This is a genomic window from Streptomyces cyaneochromogenes, from assembly GCF_003963535.1.
In the GTDB taxonomy this organism is placed as follows: domain Bacteria; phylum Actinomycetota; class Actinomycetes; order Streptomycetales; family Streptomycetaceae; genus Streptomyces; species Streptomyces shaanxiensis.
Genome location: NZ_CP034539.1, coordinates 1,685,372 through 1,710,719 on the forward strand (window position 1 = coordinate 1,685,372; position 25,348 = coordinate 1,710,719).

29 protein-coding genes are annotated in these 25,348 nt (G+C 71.2%); 13 read left to right on the forward strand and 16 right to left on the reverse strand.

Annotated features, from left to right (window positions below):
* Positions 1–17: 17 nt before the first annotated feature.
* Together EJ357_RS07270 and EJ357_RS07275 are read right to left on the reverse strand one after the other, a co-directional pair.
* Positions 18–947, reverse strand: a complete 930-nt coding sequence (locus tag EJ357_RS07270) for a DUF6807 domain-containing protein (protein ID WP_126389812.1) — start codon at positions 945–947, stop codon at positions 18–20.
* A complete protein-coding gene (locus EJ357_RS07275) occupies positions 944–2,134 on the reverse strand; it encodes a Gfo/Idh/MocA family protein (RefSeq protein ID WP_126389814.1) in 1,191 nt (396 codons plus the stop codon). Before EJ357_RS07275 ends, EJ357_RS07270 begins: the two co-directional genes overlap by 4 nt.
* Positions 2,135–2,391: 257 nt before the next feature.
* Here EJ357_RS07275 and EJ357_RS07280 point away from each other — a divergent pair, with 257 nt between their 5' ends.
* The 3 genes from EJ357_RS07280 (at position 2,392) to EJ357_RS07295 (ending at position 4,540) form a co-directional block, all read left to right on the forward strand.
* On the forward strand, positions 2,392–3,267 hold the full coding sequence (locus tag EJ357_RS07280; protein ID WP_126389816.1) for an undecaprenyl-diphosphate phosphatase: 876 nt from the start codon (positions 2,392–2,394) through the stop codon (positions 3,265–3,267).
* A 443-nt stretch (positions 3,268–3,710) separates the two neighbouring features.
* Positions 3,711–3,890: a hypothetical protein gene (locus EJ357_RS07290; protein ID WP_126389818.1), complete on the forward strand. Its 180-nt coding sequence runs from the start codon at positions 3,711–3,713 to the stop codon at positions 3,888–3,890.
* Positions 3,891–3,940: 50 nt separating this feature from the next.
* The gene (locus EJ357_RS07295) at positions 3,941–4,540 is read left to right on the forward strand and encodes a chloramphenicol phosphotransferase CPT family protein (protein WP_126389820.1); all 600 of its coding nucleotides are present in this window, start codon (positions 3,941–3,943) and stop codon (positions 4,538–4,540) included.
* Here the strand turns inward: EJ357_RS07295 and EJ357_RS07300 are convergent.
* A complete protein-coding gene (locus tag EJ357_RS07300) occupies positions 4,517–5,158 on the reverse strand; it encodes a DUF4291 domain-containing protein (protein ID WP_126389822.1) in 642 nt (213 codons plus the stop codon). The two genes, EJ357_RS07295 and EJ357_RS07300, sit on opposite strands and share 24 nt — an antisense overlap.
* A gap of 101 nt (positions 5,159–5,259) precedes the next feature.
* On the opposite strand from EJ357_RS07300, the gene EJ357_RS07305 reads away from it, so the two are divergent.
* Positions 5,260–5,745 carry a nuclear transport factor 2 family protein gene (locus tag EJ357_RS07305; protein WP_126389824.1) on the forward strand — a complete coding sequence of 162 codons (486 nt, stop codon included), beginning with the start codon at positions 5,260–5,262 and terminating at the stop codon, positions 5,743–5,745.
* A 70-nt stretch (positions 5,746–5,815) separates the two neighbouring features.
* Positions 5,816–7,396, forward strand: a complete 1,581-nt coding sequence (gene lnt / locus EJ357_RS07310) for an apolipoprotein N-acyltransferase (RefSeq protein ID WP_126389826.1) — start codon at positions 5,816–5,818, stop codon at positions 7,394–7,396.
* On the opposite strand, the gene EJ357_RS07315 is transcribed toward lnt, so the two are convergent.
* Both EJ357_RS07315 and EJ357_RS07320 read right to left on the reverse strand, forming a co-directional pair.
* A complete protein-coding gene (locus EJ357_RS07315; RefSeq protein WP_126389828.1) occupies positions 7,317–8,225 on the reverse strand; it encodes a Gfo/Idh/MocA family protein in 909 nt (302 codons plus the stop codon). The genes lnt and EJ357_RS07315 overlap by 80 nt on opposite strands.
* On the reverse strand, positions 8,197–9,456 hold the full coding sequence (locus EJ357_RS07320) for an FAD-dependent monooxygenase (protein WP_126389830.1): 1,260 nt from the start codon (positions 9,454–9,456) through the stop codon (positions 8,197–8,199). Before EJ357_RS07320 ends, EJ357_RS07315 begins: the two co-directional genes overlap by 29 nt.
* A gap of 109 nt (positions 9,457–9,565) precedes the next feature.
* On the opposite strand from EJ357_RS07320, the gene EJ357_RS07325 reads away from it, so the two are divergent.
* The 3 genes from EJ357_RS07325 to EJ357_RS07335 all read left to right on the forward strand — a co-directional run bounded on the left by EJ357_RS07325 (position 9,566) and on the right by EJ357_RS07335 (position 11,374).
* Positions 9,566–10,159, forward strand: coding sequence for a TetR/AcrR family transcriptional regulator (locus EJ357_RS07325; RefSeq protein ID WP_126389832.1), 594 nt, complete (start codon positions 9,566–9,568; stop codon positions 10,157–10,159).
* 83 nt (positions 10,160–10,242) lie between these two features.
* Positions 10,243–10,755 carry a DinB family protein gene (locus EJ357_RS07330; protein WP_126389834.1) on the forward strand — a complete coding sequence of 171 codons (513 nt, stop codon included), beginning with the start codon at positions 10,243–10,245 and terminating at the stop codon, positions 10,753–10,755.
* 112 nt (positions 10,756–10,867) lie between these two features.
* Positions 10,868–11,374, forward strand: a complete 507-nt coding sequence (locus EJ357_RS07335; RefSeq protein WP_126389836.1) for a hypothetical protein — start codon at positions 10,868–10,870, stop codon at positions 11,372–11,374.
* A gap of 61 nt (positions 11,375–11,435) precedes the next feature.
* On the opposite strand, the gene EJ357_RS07340 is transcribed toward EJ357_RS07335, so the two are convergent.
* The 7 genes from EJ357_RS07340 to EJ357_RS07370 form a co-directional block, all read right to left on the reverse strand.
* Positions 11,436–11,891 carry a hypothetical protein gene (locus EJ357_RS07340; protein ID WP_126389838.1) on the reverse strand — a complete coding sequence of 152 codons (456 nt, stop codon included), beginning with the start codon at positions 11,889–11,891 and terminating at the stop codon, positions 11,436–11,438.
* A gap of 121 nt (positions 11,892–12,012) precedes the next feature.
* Positions 12,013–12,696, reverse strand: coding sequence for a uracil-DNA glycosylase (ung, locus tag EJ357_RS07345; RefSeq protein ID WP_126389840.1), 684 nt, complete (start codon positions 12,694–12,696; stop codon positions 12,013–12,015).
* A 141-nt stretch (positions 12,697–12,837) separates the two neighbouring features.
* Complete coding sequence (locus tag EJ357_RS07350; RefSeq protein WP_126389842.1) at positions 12,838–14,418, reverse strand: ABC transporter substrate-binding protein; 1,581 nt, start codon at positions 14,416–14,418, stop codon at positions 12,838–12,840.
* 203 nt (positions 14,419–14,621) lie between these two features.
* The gene (locus tag EJ357_RS07355; protein ID WP_126389843.1) at positions 14,622–15,383 is read right to left on the reverse strand and encodes an SDR family oxidoreductase; all 762 of its coding nucleotides are present in this window, start codon (positions 15,381–15,383) and stop codon (positions 14,622–14,624) included.
* 20 nt (positions 15,384–15,403) lie between these two features.
* Positions 15,404–16,165: a 3-oxoacyl-ACP reductase FabG gene (gene fabG / locus EJ357_RS07360; RefSeq protein WP_126389845.1), complete on the reverse strand. Its 762-nt coding sequence runs from the start codon at positions 16,163–16,165 to the stop codon at positions 15,404–15,406.
* Between the two features lie 114 nt (positions 16,166–16,279).
* Entirely contained in the window at positions 16,280–16,729 is a 450-nt protein-coding gene (locus EJ357_RS07365; RefSeq protein ID WP_126389847.1) for a DUF3037 domain-containing protein, read from the reverse strand.
* The gene (locus EJ357_RS07370; protein ID WP_126389849.1) at positions 16,726–17,490 is read right to left on the reverse strand and encodes a HipA family kinase; all 765 of its coding nucleotides are present in this window, start codon (positions 17,488–17,490) and stop codon (positions 16,726–16,728) included. Before EJ357_RS07370 ends, EJ357_RS07365 begins: the two co-directional genes overlap by 4 nt.
* Positions 17,491–17,710: 220 nt before the next feature.
* Here EJ357_RS07370 and EJ357_RS07375 point away from each other — a divergent pair, with 220 nt between their 5' ends.
* On the forward strand, positions 17,711–18,121 hold the full coding sequence (locus tag EJ357_RS07375; protein ID WP_126389851.1) for a Rieske (2Fe-2S) protein: 411 nt from the start codon (positions 17,711–17,713) through the stop codon (positions 18,119–18,121).
* Between the two features lie 20 nt (positions 18,122–18,141).
* On the opposite strand, the gene EJ357_RS07380 is transcribed toward EJ357_RS07375, so the two are convergent.
* Complete coding sequence (locus EJ357_RS07380) at positions 18,142–18,792, reverse strand: cysteine hydrolase (protein WP_126389853.1); 651 nt, start codon at positions 18,790–18,792, stop codon at positions 18,142–18,144.
* A gap of 160 nt (positions 18,793–18,952) precedes the next feature.
* Between EJ357_RS07380 and EJ357_RS07385 the strand changes: the two genes are divergently transcribed.
* The gene (locus EJ357_RS07385) at positions 18,953–19,420 is read left to right on the forward strand and encodes a pyridoxamine 5'-phosphate oxidase family protein (RefSeq protein ID WP_126389855.1); all 468 of its coding nucleotides are present in this window, start codon (positions 18,953–18,955) and stop codon (positions 19,418–19,420) included.
* Between the two features lie 22 nt (positions 19,421–19,442).
* Here EJ357_RS07385 and EJ357_RS07390 read toward each other — a convergent pair whose 3' ends face one another.
* The gene (locus tag EJ357_RS07390) at positions 19,443–20,345 is read right to left on the reverse strand and encodes a LysR family transcriptional regulator (protein ID WP_126389857.1); all 903 of its coding nucleotides are present in this window, start codon (positions 20,343–20,345) and stop codon (positions 19,443–19,445) included.
* 74 nt (positions 20,346–20,419) lie between these two features.
* Here EJ357_RS07390 and EJ357_RS07395 point away from each other — a divergent pair, with 74 nt between their 5' ends.
* Positions 20,420–21,358 carry a DMT family transporter gene (locus tag EJ357_RS07395; RefSeq protein ID WP_407698471.1) on the forward strand — a complete coding sequence of 313 codons (939 nt, stop codon included), beginning with the start codon at positions 20,420–20,422 and terminating at the stop codon, positions 21,356–21,358.
* Positions 21,359–21,510: 152 nt separating this feature from the next.
* On the opposite strand, the gene EJ357_RS07400 is transcribed toward EJ357_RS07395, so the two are convergent.
* On the reverse strand, positions 21,511–22,842 hold the full coding sequence (locus tag EJ357_RS07400) for an aminotransferase class I/II-fold pyridoxal phosphate-dependent enzyme (RefSeq protein ID WP_126389861.1): 1,332 nt from the start codon (positions 22,840–22,842) through the stop codon (positions 21,511–21,513).
* 35 nt (positions 22,843–22,877) lie between these two features.
* On the opposite strand from EJ357_RS07400, the gene EJ357_RS07405 reads away from it, so the two are divergent.
* The gene (locus EJ357_RS07405) at positions 22,878–23,561 is read left to right on the forward strand and encodes a pyridoxamine 5'-phosphate oxidase family protein (protein ID WP_126389863.1); all 684 of its coding nucleotides are present in this window, start codon (positions 22,878–22,880) and stop codon (positions 23,559–23,561) included.
* A complete protein-coding gene (locus tag EJ357_RS07410) occupies positions 23,561–24,193 on the forward strand; it encodes an FMN-binding negative transcriptional regulator (RefSeq protein WP_126389864.1) in 633 nt (210 codons plus the stop codon). The genes EJ357_RS07405 and EJ357_RS07410 overlap by 1 nt, the downstream gene beginning before the upstream one ends.
* A gap of 40 nt (positions 24,194–24,233) precedes the next feature.
* On the opposite strand, the gene EJ357_RS07415 is transcribed toward EJ357_RS07410, so the two are convergent.
* The gene (locus EJ357_RS07415) at positions 24,234–25,178 is read right to left on the reverse strand and encodes a DMT family transporter (RefSeq protein WP_126389867.1); all 945 of its coding nucleotides are present in this window, start codon (positions 25,176–25,178) and stop codon (positions 24,234–24,236) included.
* Between the last annotated feature and the right edge of the window lie 170 nt (positions 25,179–25,348).

The following is a 25,348-nucleotide window of genomic DNA, read 5'->3' on the forward strand; positions in this document are numbered from 1 at the left end:
ACGTCGGACGCCTGCGGTCAGCTCCAGGGATGCGTCCGCAGATACTTGGCGATCTCGTTCCGCTCCCACGCCCCGTCGGCCACGACGACCCGGTAGCGACGGGTGAGGGTGTCGCCGGGCGCCAGCTCCAGCTCGTCGTGGAACGCCCAGGACGGGGTCACACCCGCGAAAGGCTCGTTGCGTACGAACCAGTGGGCGGGGTGGGCGCCTCGCTCCCCCGCGTGGTCGTTCTCCGGGGCGTGCGCGAAGACGAGGGTCGCGTGGCCGTCGGCGCCGTCGTGCTCGCCCGAGTAGGCCAGCCAGGGCGCCTGTTCGCCCATCAATCCGGGGCCCTCGGCGTCCGGAGCGATGATCCGGCCACCCTGGAAGCCACGCGGGCCGCGCCAGAACAGGCCGGTGTACCCCGCCATTTCGCGTCCGGCGGTGGTGGGGCTGCCGAACCGCAGCGGCTCCTCGCGCCGGTTCGTCACGGAGCTCGTCCAGGTCAGGGCCCAGGATCCCGACTCGGGCTCGACGTCGTGCACCTCGACCGTGCGCAGTTCGTCGGCCCACAGCTCACCGCTGTGCGGCTGCCAGGCAAGCCGCTCGGCGATGACGACTCGGTCGCCGTCCGAGGAGACCTCGTCGAAGGCGACATGCGCCATCGACCCGACGCGCTCGGGGAGTTCGAGGTACCCCTGTCCATGGACGTAGGAGTTGCCGCCCCACAGGTTCGCACCCGACAGATGCGAGGCCGTGAGCGACAGGCCCTTGTGCCAGCGGTGGTCGTTGGGCCGGTAGTCGGTGACGACGTCGCCGGCGAGGGTCCGCAGCGGGTGGACGTAGGGCTTCGGCGCCTCCCAGGCGGCCTCCGGCCGGTAGACGTAGGAGAGCAGTTCGACGCCGCGGACCGGCTCGGTGACGGTGATGCGGTCGCCGTACGCATGGACGACCTCCAGCCCGGTCACGCGGCGGCCCCCTCGCCCACGACGGCTCCCTCACCGGCGCCGGCCTGCCCGCTCACGACGGGCGCCCAGCCGGGCGCGCCCCCGTGCATCGCCGAGTGGAACGGGTCGCCGGGACCGATCTCACCGGCACGCACCGTCGCGTCCGTGAACGCCGACTTGTACAGCGCGGCGATCAGTTCCAGGCTCGTCCGCCCGTCCGCGCCACTGCTGCGCGGCCGCTCCCCCGCGCGCATGCTCGCGACCAGCTCACGCAGCTGCTCCAGATGGGAACTGGGCAGGTCCGCGCCGAAGTCCTGCCAGGCCGCGGCCTCGGCGGCGGGCACGTCCCGGGCCGGGGTGATGCGCCAGTTGTCGTTGCCGTGGCCGTAGAGATGGGTGAGTTCGACGGTGGCGCGCTCGCAGTCGATGCGGATGCGGCTGACCTCGTCAGGGCTCAGCACACTGTTCACGACGGTCGCCATCGCACCGTTCGCGAAGCGCACGAGGGCGGTCGAGACGTCCTCCGTCTCCACGGCGTGCACCAGCCGGCCGGCCATGGCGCGCACCTCGCTCCACGGTCCGAGCAGGTCGAGCAGCAGATCCATCTGATGGATGCCGTGCCCCATCGCGGGACCGCCGCCCTCGGTCTGCCAGCGGCCGCGCCAGGGCACGGCGTAGTAGGCGGTGTCGCGGTACCAGGTCGTCTGGCAGTGCGCGACGAGCGGCCGTCCCATGGCCTGCTCGGCCAGCAGCCGCCGCACGTGCCGGCTGCCCGAGCCGAAGCGGTGCTGGAAGACGATCGAGGCGTACGGTCCGCCGTCCTTGCCTTCCTCCGCCTCGACGGCGTCGAAGTCGGCGAGGCTCGGCACGGGCGGTTTCTCGCACCACACCCAGGCACCGGCGCGCAGCGCGGCGACGGTCTGGTCGCGGTGCAGCGTGGGCGGGGTGCAGATGGTGACCAGGTCGGGCCGCTGCTCGCCGAGCATCCGGTCGAGATCGGTGTAGGCGTGGCAAGCGCCGCCCGCGAGAGCGCGGAAGGACTCGACCGACGCAGGATCGACGTCGACGGCGGCGACGAGTTCCGTCTCGCCCTCCTCGGCGAGCCTGGCGAGCGCGGGCAGGTGGGAGTCGCGCGCGATGGCTCCGGTGCCGATCACGGCGACCCTGATGCGGCGCCCGGTGAGCGGGGCGGACACGGATGCGGCCATGGACGTGATCAGACTCCTCCGGGGCACAGGCAAGAGAAACGGGACAGCAAGCGCTTTCCGTCCGCAGCAACGTAAGCGGCGGCCCCGCCGCAGGTCAACACCGGTATTGCGGGAGTGGGCGAACGCCCGCCCAGGCCCCTGTGCCGGAGCCGTCATCGAGGGGCGCTACGCTGCCCCTCGACACTCGCGATCACTGCGCCGCCGACGCGGTGTCCCCTTCGCCCCTCACCACGATCAGCACTGGACTCCGTAACTTCATGTCTTGGTTTGAATCGCTCATCCTCGGACTCGTCCAGGGGCTGACCGAGTTCCTCCCCGTGTCCTCCAGCGCGCATCTGCGGCTGACCGCGGCGTTCTCGGGCTGGGAGGACCCGGGTGCGGCCTTCACGGCGATCACGCAGATCGGCACGGAGGCCGCGGTACTGATCTACTTCCGCAAGGACATCGGGCGGATCATCCTGGCGTGGCTGAAGTCGCTGACGAACAAGGAGATGCGGCGCGACCACGACGCCCAGATGGGCTGGCTGGTGATCGTGGGCTCGATCCCGATCGGCGTCCTGGGCGTGACCCTCAAGGACCAGATCGAGGGTCCCTTCCGCGACCTGCGCATCACGGCGACGATGTTGATCGTCGTCGGCGTCATCATCGGCATCGCCGACCGGCTGGCGGCACGTGACGAGTCGGGCGGCCGGCATCGCGCCGCCAAGCAGCGCAAGGGGCTCGAGGACCTGAACGTGAAGGACGGCCTGATCTTCGGCCTGTGCCAGTCCGCGGCCCTCATCCCCGGCGTCTCCCGCTCCGGCGCCACCATCAGCGGCGGCCTCTTCATGGGCTACCAGCGCGAGGCCGCGGCCCGCTACTCCTTCCTCCTCGCGATCCCGGCCGTGCTCGCCTCCGGCCTCTTCGAGCTCAAGGACGCGATGGAGGGCGGCCACGTCTCCTGGGGTCCGACGATCTTCGCGACGGTGATCGCCTTCGCCACCGGTTACGCGGTCATCGCGTGGTTCATGAAGTACATCTCGACCAAGAGCTTCATGCCGTTCGTCTGGTACCGCATCGCGCTCGGCATCGTCATCATCGTCCTGGTGACGGCGGGCGTCCTCAGCCCGCACGCGGCGGAGTCGGCGGGCTGACAAGCGCCTCGACCCCACCCATGGCCCTGACCCAGCAGTTCGCCCGCGTCACCCCGGAACACCTCGAGCGCTGCAGTGGGGCCTCATCTCGTACTGCCGCACGACGGGAGTCGACCCGGCCCTGACCGCGCTGCTCGACCGGGCGGTCCGCGGGGACCCGGGCGGGGACATCGGCTTCCTCGATCATGACGAGGTGTACGACGGCAGGACGACGTCGAGGCCGACGCCGTAGATCTCGTCGAGCACTTCAGAGCGATGTGGGAGTTCTACGCCGAGGCAGCCCGGCGCCGCCACTGCGTGATCGTCTGGACCGACTGAGCGCGGGAGTTCGCCGACCCGACAGTCAGTAAACGCCCCCTCGCCCGAAATCCGTGACCAATCACATACGTTGCGCGTAGCCGTCCGGTAGCGCACTGTCAGCTCTTGCCCCTAGGCTTGCCCGCATGTCCCCCCATTCCTTAGACCCTGGTTCCGTGCGCTCTGCTGGCGAGGTGAACGAGGAGATACGCGCCCTGTGGCTGCGCGCGGGCGGCTCCTTGTCGGCTCAGGAGCGCGCGGAGTACGAACTGCTGGTGGTCGAGTGGGCGGCCGCCATCCGCGGTGAGGTCATCGAGGCGGCTTGAGGGCAGGGGCTGCGCACACAGCGTTCGGGTCTGCCCCTAAGATCCACTCCATGGAGCATCTCGACGACGTGCCGCCGCGCCGCGGCCTCATCATCTTCCTCAATGGCACGTCCAGTTCGGGCAAGTCGAGCATCGCGACCGAGCTGCTGCGGATCCTCCCCGAGCCGTACTTCCACATGCCCGTCGACGCCTTCCACGCGATGCGGTCCCAGGCCCCCGTCGCGCCGGACCAGCTCGCCACCGTCCTGCACCGCACCTGGCAGGGCTTCCACCGCGCGGTCGCGGGCATGGCCGCCGCCGGCAACAACGTCATCGTCGACCACGTGCTGAGCGCCGAGTGGCGCCTCAAAGACTGTCTGGCGCTCTTCGAGCCACAGGACGTCGTCCTGGTCAAAGTGCACTGCAGCCCAAAGGAGTTGGAGCGCAGGGAGCGCGAGCGCGGCGACCGGCCGCCCGGCCTCGCCGCCGGCCAGCTGGCGCGGGTGCACGCTCACGGCGACTACGACCTGGAGTGCGACACCGAACAGAGCACACCGCAGGAATGCGCCCGCCTCATCAAGGAGTTCCTGCCTGACCGGCCCAGCCCAACGGCGTTCGAACGGCTGCGACGATCATCAGCCGCTCGCTCATCGGTCGCTCTCGGCTCGTAGGTGCCCAAGGACATCGTCCTCCAGCGGAAACGGCCGCTCCTGCGGCAACAACTCGGCCGCGCGCTCCAGTTCACCCGCCCGCACACGCGCGTGGACCTCCGTGGCGAGCGGAGTCGCGTCCTCGATGCCGACGACCCACTCGTCCGCGTACCGGGCGGCCGCCTCTCCGGCCAGCCCCAGCTGCAGGGACCGGTACGGCAGGGGGTTGAGGCGCAGATCGCGTTCCGGATCCCACTGCACGCGCGCGGGTGCCGCCCTCAACTGCCGTTTCCAGGTGGCCTGGTCACCGTGCAGGGCGGGCACGTAGTGCGAGAGGCACGCGTTGCGCAGCGCCCAGACGAAGCCGTCCCGGCTGATCTCGACGGCGAGGACGGTCTCCTGGTTCTGCTTCGTGGCCCAGCCGCAGCGGTACATCATCCAGAGGAACGACGGCTTGATCCACGTCATGCGCTCGCGGCTCCACGATGACGGAAAGCGGCCGCCCCTGGCCGCGGCCAGGCCGATCCCCGGCTGGTAGGCCTGGTAGACGGTGACCGTGGACTCGGTGTGGAGAGCGCGTATGCGGAACCTCGGTTCCGGTCGGACGGCTGGTGCGGGCCGGTCGTTCTGATCGTTCACGCAGGACAGCCTCCCCGCTGCCCTCGCGGAGATCCACCGAATATCGCCGTATCGCTGCACGCCCCCTTGGCTCAACCCACCTCATGCCCAACACTGAGCCGATGACGCAGCGTGTGGAACTCGCCACCCTGAGGGACCGGCTCGCGGTGGACGAACTGATCACCGAGTACGCGGTGGCCGTGGACGACGGCGACTGGACGGCGTACCGGAACCTGTTCGCCCCCGCCGGCCGCGCGGACTACCGCTCGGCAGGGGGCATCGAGGGGGACGCCGGACAGGTCGCCGGGTGGCTCGCGGAGAGCATGGGGCTGTTCTCGATGCGGCAGCATCTCATCGTCAACCGCCGGGTGCGTTTCGGGGTCCTGGAGCAGGACACCGGTGACACGGCCCGGGTCCAGGCCGACTACGTCAACCCCATGCGGTTCGCCGAGAACGGCACGGGCTCCTCCGCCCCCGACTTCGTGTGCGGCGGCCGGTACTCCTTCGGACTGCTGCGGACCTACGACGGCTGGCGGCTGCGCGAGGTGGTCGTACAGGAGAAGTGGCGCCGCCTTCCCGAGCGGACCGCGCCTGCGGTGATCGACTGAGCGGACGCCCACTGTCCCACTGTCAGTGCCTGCGAGCACACTGGAAGCACCACGGGGTAGGGAGAGCCGCATGAAGACGATCAGCCACTGGCTCGCCTCGCCGTGGCGGCGCTCGACCGCCGCCACGCTGGCCGGTGCGCTGCCCGTGCTCGCCTTCCCGGAGCCGTCGCTGTGGTGGTTCGCGTATGTCGCCCTGGTTCCGTGGATCGCGCTGCTGCGCTCCGCGCCGACGGGGAAGCGGGCGCTGTACGACGGCTGGTGGGGCGGGTTCGGCTTCATGCTGGCGATGCACCACTGGCTGCTGCCGAACCTGCATGTGTTCACGTTCGTCATCGCCGCCCTGCTCGGCGCGCTGTGGGCCCCCTGGGGATGGCTGGTGCGCCGCTTCCTGGCCGGGAGACCGTCCGCGGGCCGGGTCACGGCGGCCCTCGCCGTCCTGCCGTCGGGCTGGCTGCTGATCGAGCTGGTCCGCTCCTGGCAGGGGCTCGGCGGGCCGTGGGGTGTGCTGGGCTCCAGTCAGTGGGAGGTGGAGCCCGCGCTGCGCCTCGCCTCGGTGGGCGGGGTGTGGCTGATCAGCTTCATGGTGGTGGCCGTCAATGTCGCGGCCGCCGTCCTCGTGACGGTGCGGAGAGTGTGGGTAACGGCGGTGGCGGGGCTTGTCGTCACGGCCGTCGTCACCTCGGCCGTGTGGGTGTGGTCCCCGCGACCCCACGTCGACGACCGGGTCCGGATCGCCGTCGTGCAGCCGGGTGTCGTCCCGGGCGGAGGCGCGGACCGGCGTTTCGACCGGGAGGAGCAGCTCACCCGCGAGCTGGCCGGTCAGGACGTCGACCTGGTCGTCTGGGGCGAGAGCAGCGTCGGCTACGACCTCGACGACCGGCCCGGCTTCGCCCGCCGGCTCGCCGCGCTGGCGCGCGAGACGGAGGCGAACATCCTGGTCAACGTGGACGCGCGGCGCTCCGACAGGCCCGGCATCTACAAGAGCTCGATTCTGGTCGGGCCGGACGGCGTGACCGGCGAGCGCTACGACAAGATGCGGCTGGTCCCCTTCGGGGAGTACATACCGGCCCGCTCGCTGCTGGGCTGGGCCACCTCCGTGGGCGAGGCGGCGGCCGAGGACCGCAGGCGCGGTACGCGGCAGGTCGTGATGGACGCCGGGCACGGGCTGCGCGTCGGCCCGATGGTCTGCTTCGAGTCCGCGTTCTCCGACATGAGCCGCAACCTCGCCGACGACGGCGCCGAGGTACTGATCGCCCAGTCCGCGACCTCGACGTTCCAGCAGAGCTGGGCCCCCGAGCAGCACGCCTCGCTCGCCGCGCTGCGCGCCGCCGAGACCGGCCGCCCGATGGTGCACGCGACGCTGACCGGCGTCTCCGCCGTGTACGGCCCGAGCGGGCAGCGCATCGGTTCCTGGCTGAGCACGAGCGCGAGCACGAGCGCCGTCTACGAGGTGCCGCTGTCCGCCGGTGTCACGCCGTACGTCCGCTTCGGCGAGTGGCCGGTGCAGGCGGCGCTGCTGATCATCGCCGTCTGGGGCGTGAGCGAGGGCATCCGGACCCTGCGGCCCCGGCTCAGGCGGCCCGCTGCTCCTGAACCGCCCGCACGACCCGCTCGCACAACTCATGGGTCGCCAGCGCGTCCCGGGCGCTGAGCACCTTGCCCGCGCGCACGGCGTCGAGGAAGGCCAGCACCGCCTGCTCGATGCCGCGTTGCCGGGCCACCGGCACCCAGTCCCCGCGCCGCCGCACGGTCGGCTGGCCCTTGTGGTCGACGACCTCGGCGAGGTTCAGCACCTGACGCTTGGTGTCCTGCCCGGAGACCTCGAGGATCTCCTCGGCCGAGCCGCTGAGCCGGTTCATCACGCCGAGCGCGGTGAAGCCGTCCCCGCAGAGCTGCAGCACGACATGGTGCAGCAGCCCGCCCTCGACGCGGGCCCGCACGGTCATGTCGTCGACCGGCCCGGGCACCAGGAAGCGCAGGGTGTCCACGACGTGGATGAAGTCGTCCAGGATCATCGAGCGCGGTTCCTCCGGCAGCCCGATCCGGTTCTTCTGCATCAGGATCAGCTCGCGAGGATGATCGGCGCACTGCACATAGCCGGGCGCGTAGCGCCGGTTGAAGCCGACGGCGAGGCTCACATCGCGCCGCTCGGCGAGCACCACCAGCCGCTCGGACTCGGCGAAGCGGTAGGCGAGCGGCTTGTCGACATACGTCGGCACACCCGCCTCCAGCAGCCGGGTCACGATCTCCGGGTGGGCGACGGTGGGCGCGTGCACGAAGGCGGCGTCGAGACCCTGGGCAAGGAGTGAGTCGAGGTCCTCGTGCCGCTGCTCCGGCGGCAGGTGGAGGCCGTCGGCGACCCGGGCGAGCGTGGCGGGCGTACGGGTCTGCAGATGCAGTTCGACCCCGGGCCGGCCGCCTAGCACCGGCAGGTAGGCCTTCTGCGCGATGTCACCGAGTCCGATGCAGCCGACTTTCACGGGGTGTCCTCCTCCAGCGGTTGCCTGCGGGGGCCTTCCCGGCAGCATACGGCGGCTGCGGCGGCCGCCAGTCCGCGATGCCGTCGAAGCCCCGGAGGAACAGCAGCGGCGCGGCCTTGGACAGCGCGGCGATCGTCGTGTTCCGTACGGCGATCCCGGCCCGGCCGGTCATCATGTTGAGCCGGCCGATCTTGACGGCCTGGCGGGCGATGGCGGTCGTACGCGGGAGGCGCTCCGCCGTGTAGGCGGCGAGGCCGTCGCCGACGGCGTTCCCCCGATCGGGACCAGGAGCCTGGGTGAGGGCCAGGACGACCGCGTCCTCGATGGCCTGGTTGCCGCCCTGCCCCAGCGTCGGCGGCATGGCGTGCGCGGCGTCCCCGACCAGGGCGACCCGGCCCCGGTGGTAGGCGGGCAGCGGCTCGGCGATGAGGTGGACGTCGTGGCGCAGCACGTCCTCGGGGCGGGCGGCGGCGAGGATCGCGGGGATCGGGTCGTGCCAGTCGCCGTACCGGCGCAGCAGTTCGGCCTTCTCGTCGTCGGCAGCGCGTTCTCCGCAGGGCGTGCGGGCGGCGGCGTACGCGTAGACCCTGCCGTCCTTGAGCGGGTGCGAGCCCCAGATACGGCCGCGGCCCCAGGTCTCGTGCGAGGCGAACTCGGCGCCGGGCACCGGGATGACGACCCGCCAGGTGGTGAACCCGGAGTAGACGGTCCCGGGGTGGTCCGGGAACAGTGCCCGGCGTACGGCCGACCGGATGCCGTCGGCGGCCACCACCAGGTCGGCCTCCAGGTCGCCGTCCGGGGTGCTCACGCGCGCGGGCCGGTCGGCGTCGCCCGGGTCGGCGACGACGGCAGCGGCTGCGGGACGTACGGCCTCGGCGGGAAGTCTTGCGGCGAGGCTGTTGATGAGAGTGGCCCGGTGCAGCAGGACGAGAGGGCCGCCGAAGCGTCGGGCCACGGCGTCGGCGTCCGTCCGGGAGAGCCAGCGCCCGGACGAGGTGCGCAGTCCTCCGTCCCCCTGCCAGGCCGCGAGGTCGCGGATCTCGTCGCCGAGCCCGATGACGTCCAGCGCCCGCAGGGAGTTGGGCGCCAGGGAGATGGCCGCGCCGACCGGCTCCAGCGACGGGGCCCGCTCCAGCACGGTGACGTCCCAGCCGCCGTGGTGCAGTGCGGCCGCCGCGGTCAGGCCGCCGATGCCGCCGCCGATCACGACGGCCCGCCTGGGCTGTGCCATGGCTCCTCCTCGCAAGGGATGCGGGTAGAGATCTCAAAGGAACTACAGGTGTAGTGAAGCAGTGCACCGACTGTACTACAGGCGTAGTGAAACGGGTAGGTTGATCTCCATGGCCGAACGCACCACCGTCGGCGGCACCCGCGCCGACCTCGTCGCCGACACCGCCCTCGCCCTGCTCGCCGAGCGCGGCATGCGCGGGCTCACGCACCGGGCGGTCGACGAGGCGGCCGGGCTGCCCCCGGGCTCCACCTCGAACCTCGCCCGCACCCGGCAGGCGCTGCTGGAGCTGGCGGTGCGTCGGCTCGCCCACCGCGAGGCGCGTGTCCTGGCCCTGGAGGAGATGCCGGACCCGCGCGGCGGCCTCGACGCGCTCGCGGCCGGCCTGGCCCTGGCGACGCACCGCGCCCTGACCCACGGCCGCGAACTGACCCTCGCCCGCTACGAACTGGCCCTGGAGGCGACGCGCCGCCCCGAGCTGCGCGCCTACTTCGACGCCACGGGCGCCCGCTTCCGCGACCAGCTCACCGCGCTGGTCACCGCGATGGGGTCGACCGATCCGGCCCGGCACGTACTGTCCCTGGTGGCCTGGGCCGACGGGCTGATGTTCAGCTGCGTGGCCGGGTCCTACAGCACGGAGGTGCCGAACCTGCAGGAGGTCCGGGCAGGCCTGCGCGAGCTGCTCGACGGGATGGTCGGCCGGTGAGCCCGGGCGGATGTTCGGCCTGCGAGCCCGGCGACCGGGAAAACTCCTCATGCCCCAGCCCCGCTTGAGCAAAGATTGCGGGCATGACAATCGAACGCCGTGAGCCCGCCACCACCGCCGATGAGCGCACGATGCTGGAGGGCTGGCTGGACTACCACCGGCAGACCCTCGCCTGGAAGTGCGAGGGTCTGACCGACGCCCAGCTCAGGACCGCCTCCGTGGAACCCTCCGCGTTCACCCTGATGGGGCTGGTGCGGCACATGGCGGAGGTGGAGCGGAGCTGGTTCCGCCGGGTGCTCGCAGCCGAGGACGCCGCCCCGATCTACTACACCGAGGAGGACCCGGACGGCGAGTTCCATCTCGCCGAGACGGACACCTGGCAGGAGGCGTACGCCACCTGGCAGGCCGAGATCGCGAGCGCCCGGCGCAACGCGTCCCGCTTCGGCCTCGACGACATCACCGAGGGCAAGCACCGGCGAACCGGCGAGCGGTACAACCTGCGCTGGATCTACACCCACATGATCGAGGAGTACGCCCGCCACAACGGCCACGCCGACCTGGTCCGCGAGCGCATCGACGGCGCCACGGGCGACTGACGTCAGCCGGGACGGGAGCGCGCCGCCCGTACGGGGTCAGAGATCACCCGTGCGGATCAACCTCCGCTCGTCCGGGGTCCCAACGGCCTCTGGACCCACCAGAGTTGCGCGCGTGCATCGAACGACGACCACCGCAACGCTCCTGGTCACCGTGGCCGTCACGGCCCTCTCCGGCTGTACGACGGTCCAGGGACCGAAGCCGCCCGGCCCACGGGTGCCGACACCGTCCCAGCCGCCGGCGCCGAGACCGGGCGTGCCGACGGAACGGCCGGTCGTACAGTCGCCGGCCCGCGAGGCCCTGACCCTCATCGACCCGTCCGGCCGCCCGGACCCCACGCCGTCCACCGCGCACTCCGCGTCCCCCGCCGCCGAGCTCCCGGCCAAGGGACACCCAGCCCCTCGCTCACACCCGCACCGCCCCCGCCCCGAACGCCACGAACCCCACCGCCCCGCCGCCGACCCCCCGAAGCGACCGCCTGCCAAGATCCCGGACGTGCCCGAGCCGATCCACCCCGAGGCCCCGAAGAACGCGGACGTCTGCGCGCTGGGCAGGAAGTACGGGAAGTGGCGGGCGGACAGCCCGGAGTCGAGGATCTGCGATCAGACGTACGGGCAGTAGGGGGAAGCGCGAGGCGGGGTCGAGCGGCTGGCGCAGCCTTCGGTCGGCCGTACAACGCGGCCTACGTCCCCTCCCCCAGCCACCCCTCCAACCGCCGGATCTCCGCCCGCACCCCGTCCCCGTACCCGTCGTCCCCCAACACCCCCGCCGCCCCCCGCGCCCGGCGCAGATGCACGCGCGCGGCCTCCGCGCGGCCGAGCTTCACGTAGTCGGCGGCCAGGTTCAGATGCAGCGAGGGATACAGCGCCCGCAGGCCCGGGGCACTACCCGCCCCCTCCGCCTCGGTCAGCGCCCGCAGATCCCACGCCAGCTCGTCCGAGGGGTCGTCCTGCGTGTCCGCCAGGTAGTGCGCGAGCGTGCACCGGTGCAGGGGGTCGCCGTCCTCGCCGAGCTCCGTCCACAGGTCCAGCAACCGGTGCCGGGCCTCTTCCCGGTCCCCCGCGTGATGGAGGATGACGACCTGTCCGATCCGCGTCAGCACCGCGTCCGGTGCCGCCTGCTCCCGCTGCTCCGCCACCGCGTCCTCCGGACCCCTCGTCGGATGATCCCTCCGACGCTAACGGCCCCCACCGGCGATCCGGGTCAGGCGGCTCCGTACGGCACCGGGCCGGTCCGTCGCGGAACCGGCCCCGCGGGGGTCAGCCCAGGTCCTGGATCTGCCAGTCGATCGGCTCGTGCCCCTGCCGGGCCACCGCCTCGTCGATCTGCGTGAACGGGCGGGAGCCGAAGAACTTCTTCGCCGACAGCGGCGAGGGGTGCGCCCCCTTGACCACCACGTGCCGTGTCTCGTCGATGAGCGGGAGCTTCTTCTGCGCGTAGTTGCCCCACAGCACGAACACCGCGGGGGCGGGCCGGTCGGCCACCGCGCGGATCACGGCGTCGGTGAACTTCTCCCAGCCCTTGCCCTTGTGCGAGTTCGCCTCGCCGCCGCGGACCGTCAGCACCGCGTTGAGCAGCAGGACGCCCTGCTCGGCCCACGGCATGAGATAGCCGTTGTCCGGGACGGGGTGGCCGAGCTCCTCCTTCATCTCCTTGTAGATGTTGCGCAGGGAGGGCGGCGTCTTCACTCCGGGGCGGACCGAGAAGCACAGGCCGTGGCCCTGGCCCTCGCCGTGATACGGGTCCTGGCCGAGGATCAGGACCTTGACCTTCTCGTAGGGCGTCGCCTCCAGCGCGGCGAAGACCTCCTCGCGCGGAGGGTAGACGGGACCCTTCGCCCGCTCCTCCTCGACGAACTCCGTCAGCTCCTTGAAGTAGGGCTGCTGCAGCTCGTCGCCCAGAACCCCGCGCCAGGACTCGGGCAGCATGGCGATGTCGGTCACGTCAACTTCCTTACGGTGTGCGGCAGACGATGTACGGTCCACGACCAGCGGTCGCTTCCAGGTCTCAGAACCTACAGGCGACCACTGACAATCGCTGCGCGGACCGCACATCCCGACAGGCCGCCCCGCCGGTGGGTCTCCCTACCAGCTGGTCTTGCGGTACAGCTCCCCCACCAGCATGATCGTCGACGGGTCCAGCGCCCGCTCCGCGCCGGAGATCTCCGAGCTCGCGGCCACGTACTGCCGGCCCTGCCACAGCGGCAGCAGCCGCGCGTCGTCGACGAGGATGCGCTGGGCGTCCTCGAAGTCCTTGACCACGTTGGCGCGGTCGCTCTGGGCGCGGGAGCTGGGCAGCAGAGTCTCGGTGATCTTGGGCGTCACGTAGGGCGTGCCGAGGGCGTTCTGCTTGCCGACGAAGGGCGCGATGAAGTTGTCCGCGTCCGGGAAGTCGGGGAACCAGCCGCGCCCGAACACCGGGTACTCGCCGTTCTGGTAGCCGGTGACATACGTCTTCCAGGGACGGCTCTTGAGGGTGATCTTGAAGAGCCCGGACTCCTCCAGCTGGCTCTTCAGCTCCTCGAACTCGCCCTTGGTGGCGGAGCCGTAACGGTCGCTGGTGTACCAGAACTCCAGCGGGACGGGGGCCGAGATGCCCGCCTCGGTGAGGATGTCGCGGGCCTTGGTCGCGCTGGGGTCGCCGTAGTCGTCGAAGAAGCCCGTGGTGTGGCCGGTCAGGCCCTTGGGGACCATGGAGTACAGCGGCTCGACGGTGTCCTTGTAGACCTTGTGGGCGATCGCCGGGCGGTCGACGAGCTGGGCGATGGCCTTGCGGACGGCGGACTTGCCGGCCATGGGGTCCTTGGGGTTGAACACCAGGTAGTTGATCTCGGTGCCGGAGCCCTCTATCAGCTGGAGTTCGTCCTTGTCGTCGGCCTGGAGGTCGACGATGTCATCGGCGTCGAGACCGCGGATGGCGACGTCGAGCTCCTTGTCGCGCAGCGCGCCGACCATGGTGGGCGAGTCCTGGAAGTACCGGATCGTCACCGCGTCGTTCTTGCGTTCCGCGTACCCCTGGTAGGTCTCGTTCTTGAGGAGCTCGGCCTCCTTCCCCTCGTCGTAGGACTCGAGGGTGTACGGCCCGGACCCGACGATGCTGTTGTCCTCGCGCAGCTTGTCCGCCGGGTAGTCCTCGGGGTCGACGATCGACATGGCGGGCGTGGCGAGCACGAACGGAAAGGTGGCGTCGGCCTTGTTGAGGTGGAAGACGACCTCGCGGTCGTTGAGCACCTGGACCCGGTCGAGACTGCCGAGCAGACCGGCGGGACCGCCGTTGACGTTGATCTCCCGGATGCGGTCGATCGAGTGCTTGACCGCCTTCGCGTCGAGCGCGTGCCCGTCGGAGAACTTCAGGCCCTCGCGCAGCTCGCACTTGTACTTCATGTTCGAGTTGTCGGTGAATTGGCAACTCTCGGCCGCGTCGGGCTCGGGCTCGCTCGCTCCGGCGGGGTAGCTGAGCAGCGTCTGGTAAATGTTGCGGAACAGTTCCCAGGAGCTGTCCCAGGCCGCGGCGGGATCAAGGGTGCTGGGGGCGGCGGTCGTCCCCACGACGATCGGTCCCGCCTCCTCCGTCGAATCGGACGAGAGAACACCGCACCCTGCCACCAGGGACGATATGGACGCGATGGCCGCCACCTGCCGCAGGCGTCGGATCCGGTTGAACACGCGCACGCTCCTCGATCTGCCATGCCAAGGGTCGGCAAAACATACCGCAGTGTTCCGGCCGGTGGGCCTCCGGTCTCAGGAGGTCTTGGACACCTCTTCGATGACTACGTTGTCAAAGGCCGTTGATCTCCCCATACGTCGACACGGGCGCCGCTCGTGTCCAGCGGCGCCCGTGTCGATATGTCGGTGTCACGTCCCGTGCGTCAGCCGACGCCGGCGTTGAGGAAGATGCCTCCGTCGACGACGAGCGTCTGCCCGGTGACCCAGGCCGACTGCTCCGAGGTGAGGAACGCGGCGGCGCCGCCGATGTCGGAGGGCACGCCGAGGCGGGCCAGCGGGTAGGCCGCGGCGGCCTCCTCCTCGCGGCCCTCGTACAGGGCCTGCGCGAACTTGGTCTTCACCACGGCCGGGGCGATCGCGTTGACCCGCACCTTGGGCGCGAACTCGTGCGCCATCTGCTGGGTGAGGTTGATCATCGCCGCCTTGCTGACGCCGTAGGCGGCGATGAAGGGCGAGGGCGCGATGCCCGCGACGGAGGCGATGTTGACGATCGCGCCGCCGTTGTCCTTCTGCCAGGCGTGCCAGGTCTTCTGCGCGAAGCCGAGCGCCGAGATCACGTTGGTCTCGAAGACCTTGCGCGCGACACCCAGATCGAGGTCGGCGAGCGGCCCGAACACCGGGTTGGTGCCGGCGTTGTTGACCAGGTAGTCGACCCGGCCGAAGGCCTCCATGGCGCGCTCGACGGCGACGGCCTGGTGGGCCTCGTCGTGCGCCTTGCCGGCCACGTAGACGGCGCGCTCGGCGCCGAGCTGCTCGACGGCCTCCTTGAGGGCGTCCTCGGTGCGGCCGGTGATGACGACGCGGTCGCCGCGCGCGACGAGCGCCTCGGCAACGCCGTAGCCGATGCCGCGGCTGGCGCCCGTGACGAGGGCGACCTTGCCGGAGAGTTCAGGCAGTGCAGTCATGTCCGTGTTCTCCCTGATCCCTAGTCGAGCGGTCCGCCGGCGACGTACAGGACCTGGCCGGAGACGAAGCCGGCCGCCTCGCCCGTGAAGAAGGCGATGGCGTTGGCGATGTCCTCCGGCTCGCCGACCCGCGCGACCGGGATCTGGGTGGCGGCGGCGGCCTTGAAGTCCTCGAAGCCCATGCCGACGCGGTCGGCGGTGGCCTTGGTCATCTCGGTGGCGATGAAGCCGGGGGCGACGGAGTTGGCGGTGACGCCGAACTTGCCGAGCTCCTTGGCGAGGGTCTTGGTGAAGCCCTGCAGACCGGCCTTGGCGGCGGAGTAGTTGACCTGGCCGCGGTTGCCGAGCGCGGAGGACGAGGAGAGGTTGACGATGCGGCCGAAGCCCGCGTCCACCATGTGCTTCTGACACGCCTTGGCCATCAGGAAGGCGCCGCGCAGGTGGACGTTCATGACGGTGTCCCAGTCGGAGACGCTCATCTTGAACAGCAGGTTGTCGCGGAGCACACCCGCGTTGTTGACCAGGATGGTCGGGGCGCCGAGCTCCTCGGCGATCCGCGCGACGGCCGCCTCGACCTGCGCCTCGTCGGAGACGTCGCAGCCGACCGCGATCGCCTTGCCGCCGGCCGCGGTGATCTTCTCCACGGTGTCCTTGCAGGCCGCCTCGTCGAGGTCGATCACGGCGACCGCGCGCCCTTCGGCGGCCAGCCGGACGGCGGTGGCGGCGCCGATGCCGCGCGCTCCGCCGGTGACCACGGCGACCCGCTGCTCAGTGGTGGACATCAGTGACTCTCCTCGGGTGAGCGACCGCTTAGTACCTTCGATGCACGTGACGCTAGAAGTCCTGGCACGCGGTGTCAACGGTGACCACGCGCATGTGATCCATTACCTGATCCGCTACTTCACCAACCGGTCGAGCAGCCGCTCCGCCTCGGCCGCCGGATCGGCGGTGAGCCCGGTGTGCACGGGGCCCGGCTGGACGACCGTCGAGCGGGGCGCGATCAGCCAGCGAAAGCGCCGCCCGGCGTCGTCACCGGCCGCCTGCCCCGCCGGCTCACCGCCGCCGCAGACGCGCTCGACGGCACTGAGGGCGGCCCGGACGCCGGCCACGTCCGCGTCCGGGTCGAGGGCGAGCAGCCGCGCCTCGTCGAGGTGGGTGCGGGCACCGACGTAGCCCCGGGCCCGGCAGTACACCAGCACGCCCGCGTTGACGCACTCGCCGCGTTCGACGCGGGGCACGACGCGCAGGAGCGCGTACTCGAAGACGTCCCGGTCGTTCCACTCGCCGCCCCGGATGATGTGGCGTTCGACCACATGGCCGGCCATGTGGATGTGTCGCTCGCTCACTTGCTCTCCTCGATTCCGGTGACGCGCTCGTGGACGACGGCGGCGCGGGCGAGCAGGGGCCGCGCATAGGCCCGGCGGAGATCGTCGGGTGTGCCGAAGCCCGGTTCGCCGGCCAGCCAGGCGTCCGGGATTGCGGCGGTCACCTCGGCGAGCAGTTCCTCGGTGACCAGCGGCGCCAACTCGGCTGCGGCGCCCCGTACTTCGGGAGCGAAGGAGGCGAGCGCGTGGTCGGAGGCGTCGTAGGGGCGCGCCGCCGACGCCTCGGCCCCGGGCCAGTTGTGGTGCCAGATCATGGTCGCGCCGTGGTCGATGAGCCACAGCGCGCCCTGCCACATCAGCAGGTTGGGGTTGCGCCAGGACCGGTCGACGTTGTTCACCAGGGCGTCGAACCAGACTATGCGGCCCGCCTCTTCGGAGCTCACCTCGAAGGCGAGAGGGTCGAACCCGAGCGCGCCGGAGAGGAAGTCCATGCCGAGGTTGGTGCCGCCGCTGGACCTGAGCAGCTCCTGTACCTGCTGGTCGGGTTCGCCGAGCCCCAGCACCGGGTCGAGCTCCATCGTCACCAGCCGGGGCACCCTGAGGCCCAGCCTTCGGGCGAGTTCACCGCAGACGACCTCCGCGACCAGGGTCTTGCGGCCCTGTCCGGCGCCGGTGAACTTCATGACGTACGTCCCGAAGTCGTCGGCCTCGACGAGCCCCGGCAGCGAGCCGCCCTCGCGCAGGGGCGTGATGTAGCGGGTCGCGATGACTTCCTTGAGCATCGTCCCAGGTTACTGGCGCAGGCGGGGCCGTCGGGGACGGCCCGGGCGGCGCCGGTGCTTTCGCGCCGACAGCGGACCGACAGCTTCGGACAGGGAACCGACAGGTCCGCTTTACCCACCTCTTCGCCGGACCGGGTCAGGATTCCGACATCGCCTGAACAGCCGGTCCCGAAGGACCGTACCTCTCGGCAGATCAAGAATCCGCGGAAGGAACGTCAGCATGACCAGCGAATCAGTTCAGCCGGTGTCGGGACCGAGCCGCCGTACCGTCGTGGCGGCGGTCGGCGCGGCGGGGCTCTCCGTCGCGCTGACCGCGTGCGGGTCTCAGGACGAACCCTCCACCGGCTCGGCGCTCGCGAAGACCTCCGACATACCGGAGGGCGGGGGCAAGGTCTTCAGCGACGAGAAGGTGGTGGTCTCCCAGCCGACGGCGGGCGACTACAAGGCCTTCTCGACGATCTGCACCCACCAGAACTGTCCGATGACGGACCTCAAGGAGGACACCCTGTCCTGCGCCTGCCACGGCAGCCAGTTCTCCGTCCTCGACGGCAGCGTGAAGAAGGGGCCGGCCACCCAGGCGCTGGCCGCCAAGGAGATCAGCGTGTCGGGCGACTCGATCGCGCTCGCCTGACCTTCGTCGTGCGCCAGGGCTCAGGCCCGGCCCGCTCGGCGTGGACGCTTGAAGCAGCCCAGGACCTCGTCCGTGGTCGCGACCGTGGCGACCAATGCGAGGGAGTGGCGGATCATCGCCAGGGTGTAGTCGGAGGGCACCCCGGCCACGGCGTCCCGTGGCACCACCACGACATACCCCCGGTTCACGGCGTCGAAGACGGCGCTCGGGATCGCCACGTTGGCCGAGACGCCGGTGACGATCAGCGTGCGGCAGCCGAGGTTGCGCAGCAGGGCGTCGACGTCGGTGCCCTGGATCGGTGACAGGCCGTGCAGCCGCCGTACGACGATGTCCTCCTCGGCGACCTCGATAGGCGCCGCCACCCGCACCGCCGTGGTGCCGGACAGCTGCTGGACGGGGAGCCGTTCGGCGGCGCGGAACAGGCGGGCGTTGTGGTTGGCACCGCGTCCGTCGGGACGGCGTTCGGCGATCGCGTGGATCACCTGGACGCCGCTGTCGTGGGCCGCCGCGACCAGCCGGGCGACGTGGGCGAGGGCACCCGAGGAGCGGGCCTCCTTGGCGAGTTCGGGCAGCGCGCTGTCCGGTCCGACGACGCCCTGCTGGCACTCGACGGTGAGCAGGACGGTGGTCGCGGGGTCGAGGAGTTCGCTGAGTTCGGCGTACGACGGCATGGGTCCCCCTGTGGCCGACGGCGGCGTGGGCGGGCGAGCGTAGCCACCATCACGTAAGGACGGAACCACCATTGCGTGTCGACGGAAGACGACTCATCCTTTTCTGACGTGATGTCAGAGGATCTCTCCTCTGGCACGACGTGAGAGAAGAGGGGGCCGCATGACCGTCACTCAGCGCCGGGGCCGCAAGATCATGATGACGCCAGGCGAGCTGGACGAGTTCCTCACCGAGCAGCGCACCTGCCGGGTCGCCACCGTGTCCACCGACGGCTTCCCGCATGTCAGCGCCCTGTGGTTCGCCTGGGACGGCCTCTCGCTGTGGCTGTACTCGGTCGTCCGCAGCAAGCGCTGGACCGATCTGCGCCGCGATCCACGCGTCGCGATCGTGATCGACACGGGCGAGGAGTACGAGCAGCTGCGCGGCGTCGAGCTGTCCGGCACCGTCGAGTTCGTGGGCGAGAGCCCGCGCGTCGGCGAGCTGCGGGCCGAACTCGACGTCCCCGAGACGCTGTTCGCCCGCAAGAACTTCGGCCTCGACGAGATGCCGCACGACGGCCGGCACGCGTGGGTGCGGCTGACGCCGGAGAAGATCGTGTCGTGGGACTTCCGGAAGCTGGGTTCCGTGTAGACGGCGTCATCCACAGGCGGCGTCAGGAGACGTTCTCCCCCGCTTCACGCAGCGCCCGCACCGCCGCCCGGATCGAGGGGCGGCGGTCGGCGTCGGCTCGCCAGACGACGTACACATGCCGCCGCACCCGCTGCTTGAGCGGCACGGTCACGACCGGCGAAGGCATCGGGTGGCGCCCCAGCAGCGGCACGATGCACACGCCGAGTCCGGCCGCGACCAGCGCGAGCTGGGTGTGTGTCTCGGGGGCGCGGTGGCCGACCAGGGGCTCGATGCCCTTGGAGCGCAGCGTGAACATCAGCCACTCGTGACAGAACTCGCCCTCGCCCCAGGTGATCCACTCGTCGTCGGCGAACTCGGTGAGGTCCACCTCGTCCCGATCGGCGAGCCGGTGCCCCTCGGGCAACGCCACGTCGGCCGGGTCGTCCAGGATGTGCGCCTTGACCAGGCCCTCGGGCAGCGCCATCGGCTTGTTGTACCAGTCGAGCACGACGGCCAGATCCAGGTCGCCGCGGATCACTCCGGCGATGCCTGCCTCAGGCTCGAGCTCGCAGGAGCGCACCCGCAGCGCGGGGTGCTCCGTGCGCAGGGCGGAGAGCGCGGACGGGAACAGCCCGCGCGCTGCGGTCGGGAACGCCGCGAGTCGCAGTTCGCCGACGACCTTTCCGCGCTGCGCCTCCAGGTCGGACTGGGCCAGCTCGACCTGCGACAGGATGCGCGCGGCATGCTCGGCGAGCAGCCGGCCGGCGTCGGTGAGCCGGACGCCCCGGCCGTTCTTGGCGAGGAGCTGCTGGCCGATCTCGCGCTCCAGCTTGGACATCTGCTGCGACACGGCGGACGTCGTGATGTGCAGCCCCTCGGCGGCGCCGCTGACCGAGCCGTGGCGGGCGAGGGCGTCCAGGGTGCGCAGGCGCTCCAGATTCAACATGTAAGCAATACTACGAGATATCGCGTGCGAAATCTCGATTGTGCTACGAGATCGTGTGCAGCATCGTTGCCGCCATGACCACCGCCACCGCCTCGCGCGCCCCGGCCGCAGCGCCTGTCCGTCCTCGCCCCCGCCCCCGCCTCGACTGGCGGCTGCGCTTCGCCGCGCTCTCCCTGATCTGGGGCTTCAGCTTCCTGCTCATCAAGGTGGGCACCGACGGCTACGCACCCTTCCAAGTCACGCTCGGGCGACTGGTGTTCGGTACGGCGGTGCTGGCCGCGGCGATGGCGGTGAAGCGGGAGCGGCTGCCGCGAGGGGCGCGTACGTGGGGGCATCTGACGGTTGCCGCGTTCCTGTTGAACGCGCTGCCGTTCTCGCTGTTCGCGTACTCCGAGTTGACCATTCCGTCCACGCTGGCGGGTATCTGCAACGCGACCTCGCCGCTGTGGGGCATGGCCCTGTCGCTGGTCGCGCTCTCGGAGGACCGGCCGACGCGGGTGAGGGTGGCCGGGCTCGGTATCGGATTTCTCGGTGTGCTGACGGTGTTGGGCGCGTGGCAGGGGTTCGCCGGACTGGACGCCACGGGTACGGCGATGGCGCTGCTGGCCTCACTGAGCTACCCGATCGGCTGGATATACGTCCGCCGGACGCTGGCGGGATCCGGTGCGTCGCATCTGTCGCTGACCGGGGCGCAGTTGTTGCTGGCGACGGTTCAACTGGCCGTTGTGACACCGCTGTTCACGTCACTTCCGACGCAGGTGTCGCTGGTACCTTTGCTGGCCATCGTGGCCCTGGGGGCGCTTGGCACCGGGCTCGCGGTGTTGATCCAGTACGGGCTGGTGGCCGAAGTGGGGCCGACGACGGCACAGATGGTCACGTACTTCATCCCGGTCATCGCGACGGGTGCGGGGGTTGCCCTGTTGGGGGAGTCGTTGAGCTGGTCCACGCCGGTGGGGGCGGTGGTCGTGTTGGCAGGGGCGGCGCTGACTCAGGTGCGGCGGAAGAGCGCCTAGGTGTATTGATCACGAGCGTTGTCAACTCGCGGGGAGGCGCGGAATGATCGTGCGCGACTGCGGGTGCGTTGTGGCTTGCCGTGCCCACGCGGCGGAGCCGCAAATCGATACAGCCCCGCTCCCCAAAAAGCGGGTTGGCTGTCCTCCCGGCACTACACGTATCGCCTCGCCGGTGCCGGGGCCACCGCCGACGCCACCGCGTCCGCCAAGGGGGCGGCCTCTGTCGGCGTCAGCGTCGAGACCGTGACCCTGATGCCCGGCGGTGCGCTCGCCCGGAAGCGGGCCCCTGGAGCCACCGCCCAGCCGGCGTGCAGGAGGCGGGCGACCGTGGTCGTCTCGTCCGGCACCGGGATCCAGACGTTCAGGCCGCTGCGGCCGTGGGCCTCGACGCCGCGTTCGGCCAGGGCCGCAAGGAGCAGGTCACGGCGGCTGCCGTACGCCCTCGCCACGGCCGTCGGGTCCAGGGCGCCGTCGGCCCACAGCCGCGCCACGGCCCGCTGCTGGAGGCGGCTCACCCAGCCCGGCCCGAGCCGCTGCCGGCCGCGTACCCGGTCGAGCGTGACCGGATCCCCGGTGAGGACGGCGAGCCGCAGGTCGGGGCCGTAGGCCTTGGCGACCGAGCGGACGAAGGCCCAGGTGTGGGTGGTGCCGGACAGGGGGTGCAGGGGGAGGTCGACGATGCCGTGGCCGTGGTCGTCCTCGACCAGCAGGATCTCCGGGTGCTCGCGGAGTACGGAACGCAGGCCACGCGCGCGCGTGGCGCTCACCGCGGCGCCGGTGGGGTTCTGGGCGCGGCAGGTGACGATCAGGGCGCGAGCCCCGGCTGCCAGGGCTCGCCGGACGTCGTCCACCAACGGCCCTTCGTCGTCGACGGCGACCGGGGCGGTGCGCAGCCCGAGCGCGGGGATCAGATCGAGGAGACTGCCCCAGCCGGGGTCCTCCACGGCGACGGTGTCTCCCGGCTTGAGGTGGGCCGCGAGCACGCGCTCGATGGCGTCGAGCGAACCGGAGACGACGGCCAGGGGACCTTCCGGCACCCCGGCGGCGTCCAGCTCGGCCCGTGCCATCCGGCCCAGCTCCGGCTCCACGGGGTCGGCTCCGTACAGCACCGGTTCCCGGTCGCCCTGTTCGGCGGCGGCCGCGAAGGCCTTCGCCAGCGAGGGCAGCAGCGCCGGGTCGGGATTGCCGTTCGCCACGTCGCGTACACCCTCGGGCACGACCACCCGGGCGTGCTCACGCCCGGTCGTGGCCGGCCTCGGCCGCACCCGGCTGCCCCGGCGCCCCGCGGTCTCGATCACCCCGCGCTCGCGCAAGGTGCGGTACGCGGCGGCGACGGTATTGGGATTCACCCCCAGCTCGACCGCCAACTCCCGCATGGGTGGGAGAAGTTGACCGGGTTCCAGCTCTCCGGCACCCACCGCGCGCTCGACGCTCGCCGCAATCTCCGCTGCGCGTCGCCCTTCGATCCGATATCCTCCTAGCACAAACATGATTATGCACTAGTGCAATGGAGAAGGCAATGCAGGGGACCCAGCAGCCGACGTCGCCGACCGCCGCCTACACGCCGACCGACCGCACCGTCCCCACCCGCTCACCGGACCGGGCGTCCTACGACAAGGAACTGGTGCACTCGATACTCGACGAGGCCTACGTCTGCCATCTCGGCTTCGTCCGCGACGGCGCTCCGGTCGTGCTGCCCACCCTGTTCGGCCGGGTCGGCCAGACGCTCTACGTCCACGGCTCGACGGGCTCGCGCCCGCTGCGGATGACCGGCCAGGCCGACCCCGGGCTGCCGGTGTGCCTGACCGTCACGCACGTCGACGCGCTGATCCTGGCCCGCTCGGCCTTCCACCACTCGATCAACTACCGGTCGGTGGTGGTGCACGGCCTCGCGTACGACGTGACGGACCCCGAGGAGAAGCGGGTCGCCCTCGACGCGCTGGTCGACCATGTGGTGCCGGGCCGGGCGGCGGACTCCCGCCCCGCCAACAAGAAGGAACTGGCCGCCACCGCGGTGATCCGCCTCGACCTGAACGAGGTCTCCGCCAAGCTGCGCACCGGCGGCGTGAACGACGAGCCCGAGGACCTCGCCCTCCCCCACTGGGCCGGCGTCGTCCCGCTGCGCAAGGGCTACGAGGCGCCGGTCGGCGACCCGGACCTGGCCCCCGGCACCCAGCTCCCCGGCTACCTCGGAGCCCTGTGATGCTGATCCACCCCTGGGACGCGCCCCACGACGACACCGAGTGGCAGCGGTGGCTGGCCGTGCACGACTTCGGGCAGCTCGTCGTCAACGGCCTGGACGGGGAGCCGCCCCATGTCCAGCCGCTGCACTTCGTGTACGACGCCGAGCGCGGCGAGGTGGTCACGCACCTGGCCCGCCCCAACCCGATGTGGCCGGCCCTGCTGGCCCACCCCGAGGTCGTCCTGAGCGTGGTCGACGACTACGTGTACGTACCGGGCCCCTGGCAGGCGGCACCGGAGGAACCGCCCGAGCACGGCACTCCGACCAGCTTCTACGCCGCGGTCCAACTCCGGTGCCGGGCCCATGTCGTGGACGACCCGGCCGAGAAGGCCGAGCTGCTGGGCCGCCAGGTCGGCCACTTCCAGCCGGAGGGCGGCTCGGCACCGGTCGCGGTGGGCGAGGTCCCGTACGGCCGCCTGCTGTCCGGTCTCCGTGGGGTGCGGCTCGAAGTGACGGGCGTACGGGCCAAGTTCAAGTACGCCAATCACCGGACCGAACAGGTCAAGGACAGGGTCGCGGCCAGTCTGGCGCGGCGGAACGGCCCGCGGGACGCGGCGGCCCGCGACCACCTGCTCCGCCGGCGCAGGGGCTGAGCGAGGGGCCCGTCACCGTTGCGGTGCGGGCCCCTCCACGTCACGCCGGCAGCGGCTCGCGCCTCGCGCCGCGTGTCTCCGCCACCGCGAGACCGGCGACCGACCCGAGCATCAGCAAGGTGCCGGCGAGGGTCGGCGCCGTCAGGTGTTCGCCGAGCAGGGCGACGGCGAGCACCGCCGCGCCGACCGGCTCCAGCAGCATGATCACGGACACGGTGGCGGACCGTACGGCGGCCGCGCCCGCGAAGTAGAGGGCGTACGCGAGGGCCGTGGGCACGGCCGCGATGTACGCCACCAGCCAGCCGAGCCGGAGGGGGTCGACCGTGTGCGGCAGCAGGCCCTCGGCGAGGGCGAACGGCAGCAGGCACAGGCTGGTCACCGCGAAGGACCAGAGGGATGTGTCGGCTGCGTCGGCCCCACCGTCACGGCCCCACTTGCGGGTCAGCAGGGTCATCAGGGAGTACGCGGCCGCCGACACCAGCGCGAGCAGCACGCCCCACGGTCGTACGGTCGCGCCCTCGCCGCCGAGCGCCAGCACCGCGAGCCCGGTGAGCGCGCCGGCCACGGCTGCGACACCCCCGCGGCCGAGCCGCTCCCCCAGGGTCAACCGGGCGCCGAGCGCGATGAACACAGGGCCGGCGCCGAGGGTGACGACGGTGCCGACGGCGAGTCCGGTGGCGTCCACGGCCGCGAAGTAGGCCGTCTGGAACACCGCGAGCCCGAGCCCCGTGGCCGCTGCCCGCAGCGCCTTGCGGCCCAGGGGCTCGGATGGGACGGTTCGCGTGCGCGGCCGCAGGAGCCGGACGGCGAGCAGCAGCACGAATCCGACGGCGCAGCGCCAGAAGGAGAGGGCGATCGGCCCCATGTCACTGGTCCGGTAGACCAGCGAGGCGGCCGCGCCCGCGGTGCCCCAGGCGGCACCGGCGATGATCAGGTAGATGAGGCCTCGCCCGATGGGCAGGCCGGAGACAGAAGTGTTCGACACGAGTTGTTCTCCGCAGACATGCAGAAGTTCTGGGAGGAGCCCCGCTCAGCGGGGTCCGCGGACTTCGTCTGCGGGCAGCACCGTTCCGCCCGGCGGGATGCCGGGTCGATGTTCCGGAGGGCCCGCCTCAGGCGGCCGGAGGCGGAAGAACGAGTGTCGAAGGCATGATC

Excerpts from the sequence above, each read along its gene's own strand:
- EJ357_RS07290 (WP_126389818.1), top strand. The coding sequence starts at position 3,711 with ATGTCCCCCCATTCCTTAGACCCTGGTTCCGTGCGCTCTGCTGGCGAG.
- EJ357_RS07305 (WP_126389824.1), top strand. The coding sequence starts at position 5,260 with ATGACGCAGCGTGTGGAACTCGCCACCCTGAGGGACCGGCTCGCGGTG.
- EJ357_RS07405 (WP_126389863.1), top strand. The coding sequence starts at position 22,878 with ATGCAGGGGACCCAGCAGCCGACGTCGCCGACCGCCGCCTACACGCCG.
- EJ357_RS07330 (WP_126389834.1), top strand. The coding sequence starts at position 10,243 with ATGACAATCGAACGCCGTGAGCCCGCCACCACCGCCGATGAGCGCACG.
- EJ357_RS07380 (WP_126389853.1), bottom strand. The coding sequence starts at position 18,792 with ATGCCGTCGTACGCCGAACTCAGCGAACTCCTCGACCCCGCGACCACC.
- EJ357_RS07280 (WP_126389816.1), top strand. The coding sequence starts at position 2,392 with ATGTCTTGGTTTGAATCGCTCATCCTCGGACTCGTCCAGGGGCTGACC.
- EJ357_RS07320 (WP_126389830.1), bottom strand. The coding sequence starts at position 9,456 with ATGGCACAGCCCAGGCGGGCCGTCGTGATCGGCGGCGGCATCGGCGGC.
- lnt (WP_126389826.1), top strand. The coding sequence starts at position 5,816 with ATGAAGACGATCAGCCACTGGCTCGCCTCGCCGTGGCGGCGCTCGACC.
- EJ357_RS07355 (WP_126389843.1), bottom strand. The coding sequence starts at position 15,383 with ATGACTGCACTGCCTGAACTCTCCGGCAAGGTCGCCCTCGTCACGGGC.
- EJ357_RS07275 (WP_126389814.1), bottom strand. The coding sequence starts at position 2,134 with ATGGCCGCATCCGTGTCCGCCCCGCTCACCGGGCGCCGCATCAGGGTC.
- EJ357_RS07375 (WP_126389851.1), top strand. The coding sequence starts at position 17,711 with ATGACCAGCGAATCAGTTCAGCCGGTGTCGGGACCGAGCCGCCGTACC.
- EJ357_RS07395 (WP_407698471.1), top strand. The coding sequence starts at position 20,420 with ATGACCACCGCCACCGCCTCGCGCGCCCCGGCCGCAGCGCCTGTCCGT.
- EJ357_RS07390 (WP_126389857.1), bottom strand. The coding sequence starts at position 20,345 with ATGTTGAATCTGGAGCGCCTGCGCACCCTGGACGCCCTCGCCCGCCAC.
- fabG (WP_126389845.1), bottom strand. The coding sequence starts at position 16,165 with ATGTCCACCACTGAGCAGCGGGTCGCCGTGGTCACCGGCGGAGCGCGC.
- EJ357_RS07325 (WP_126389832.1), top strand. The coding sequence starts at position 9,566 with ATGGCCGAACGCACCACCGTCGGCGGCACCCGCGCCGACCTCGTCGCC.
- EJ357_RS07385 (WP_126389855.1), top strand. The coding sequence starts at position 18,953 with ATGACCGTCACTCAGCGCCGGGGCCGCAAGATCATGATGACGCCAGGC.
- EJ357_RS07410 (WP_126389864.1), top strand. The coding sequence starts at position 23,561 with ATGCTGATCCACCCCTGGGACGCGCCCCACGACGACACCGAGTGGCAG.
- EJ357_RS07370 (WP_126389849.1), bottom strand. The coding sequence starts at position 17,490 with ATGCTCAAGGAAGTCATCGCGACCCGCTACATCACGCCCCTGCGCGAG.
- EJ357_RS07295 (WP_126389820.1), top strand. The coding sequence starts at position 3,941 with ATGGAGCATCTCGACGACGTGCCGCCGCGCCGCGGCCTCATCATCTTC.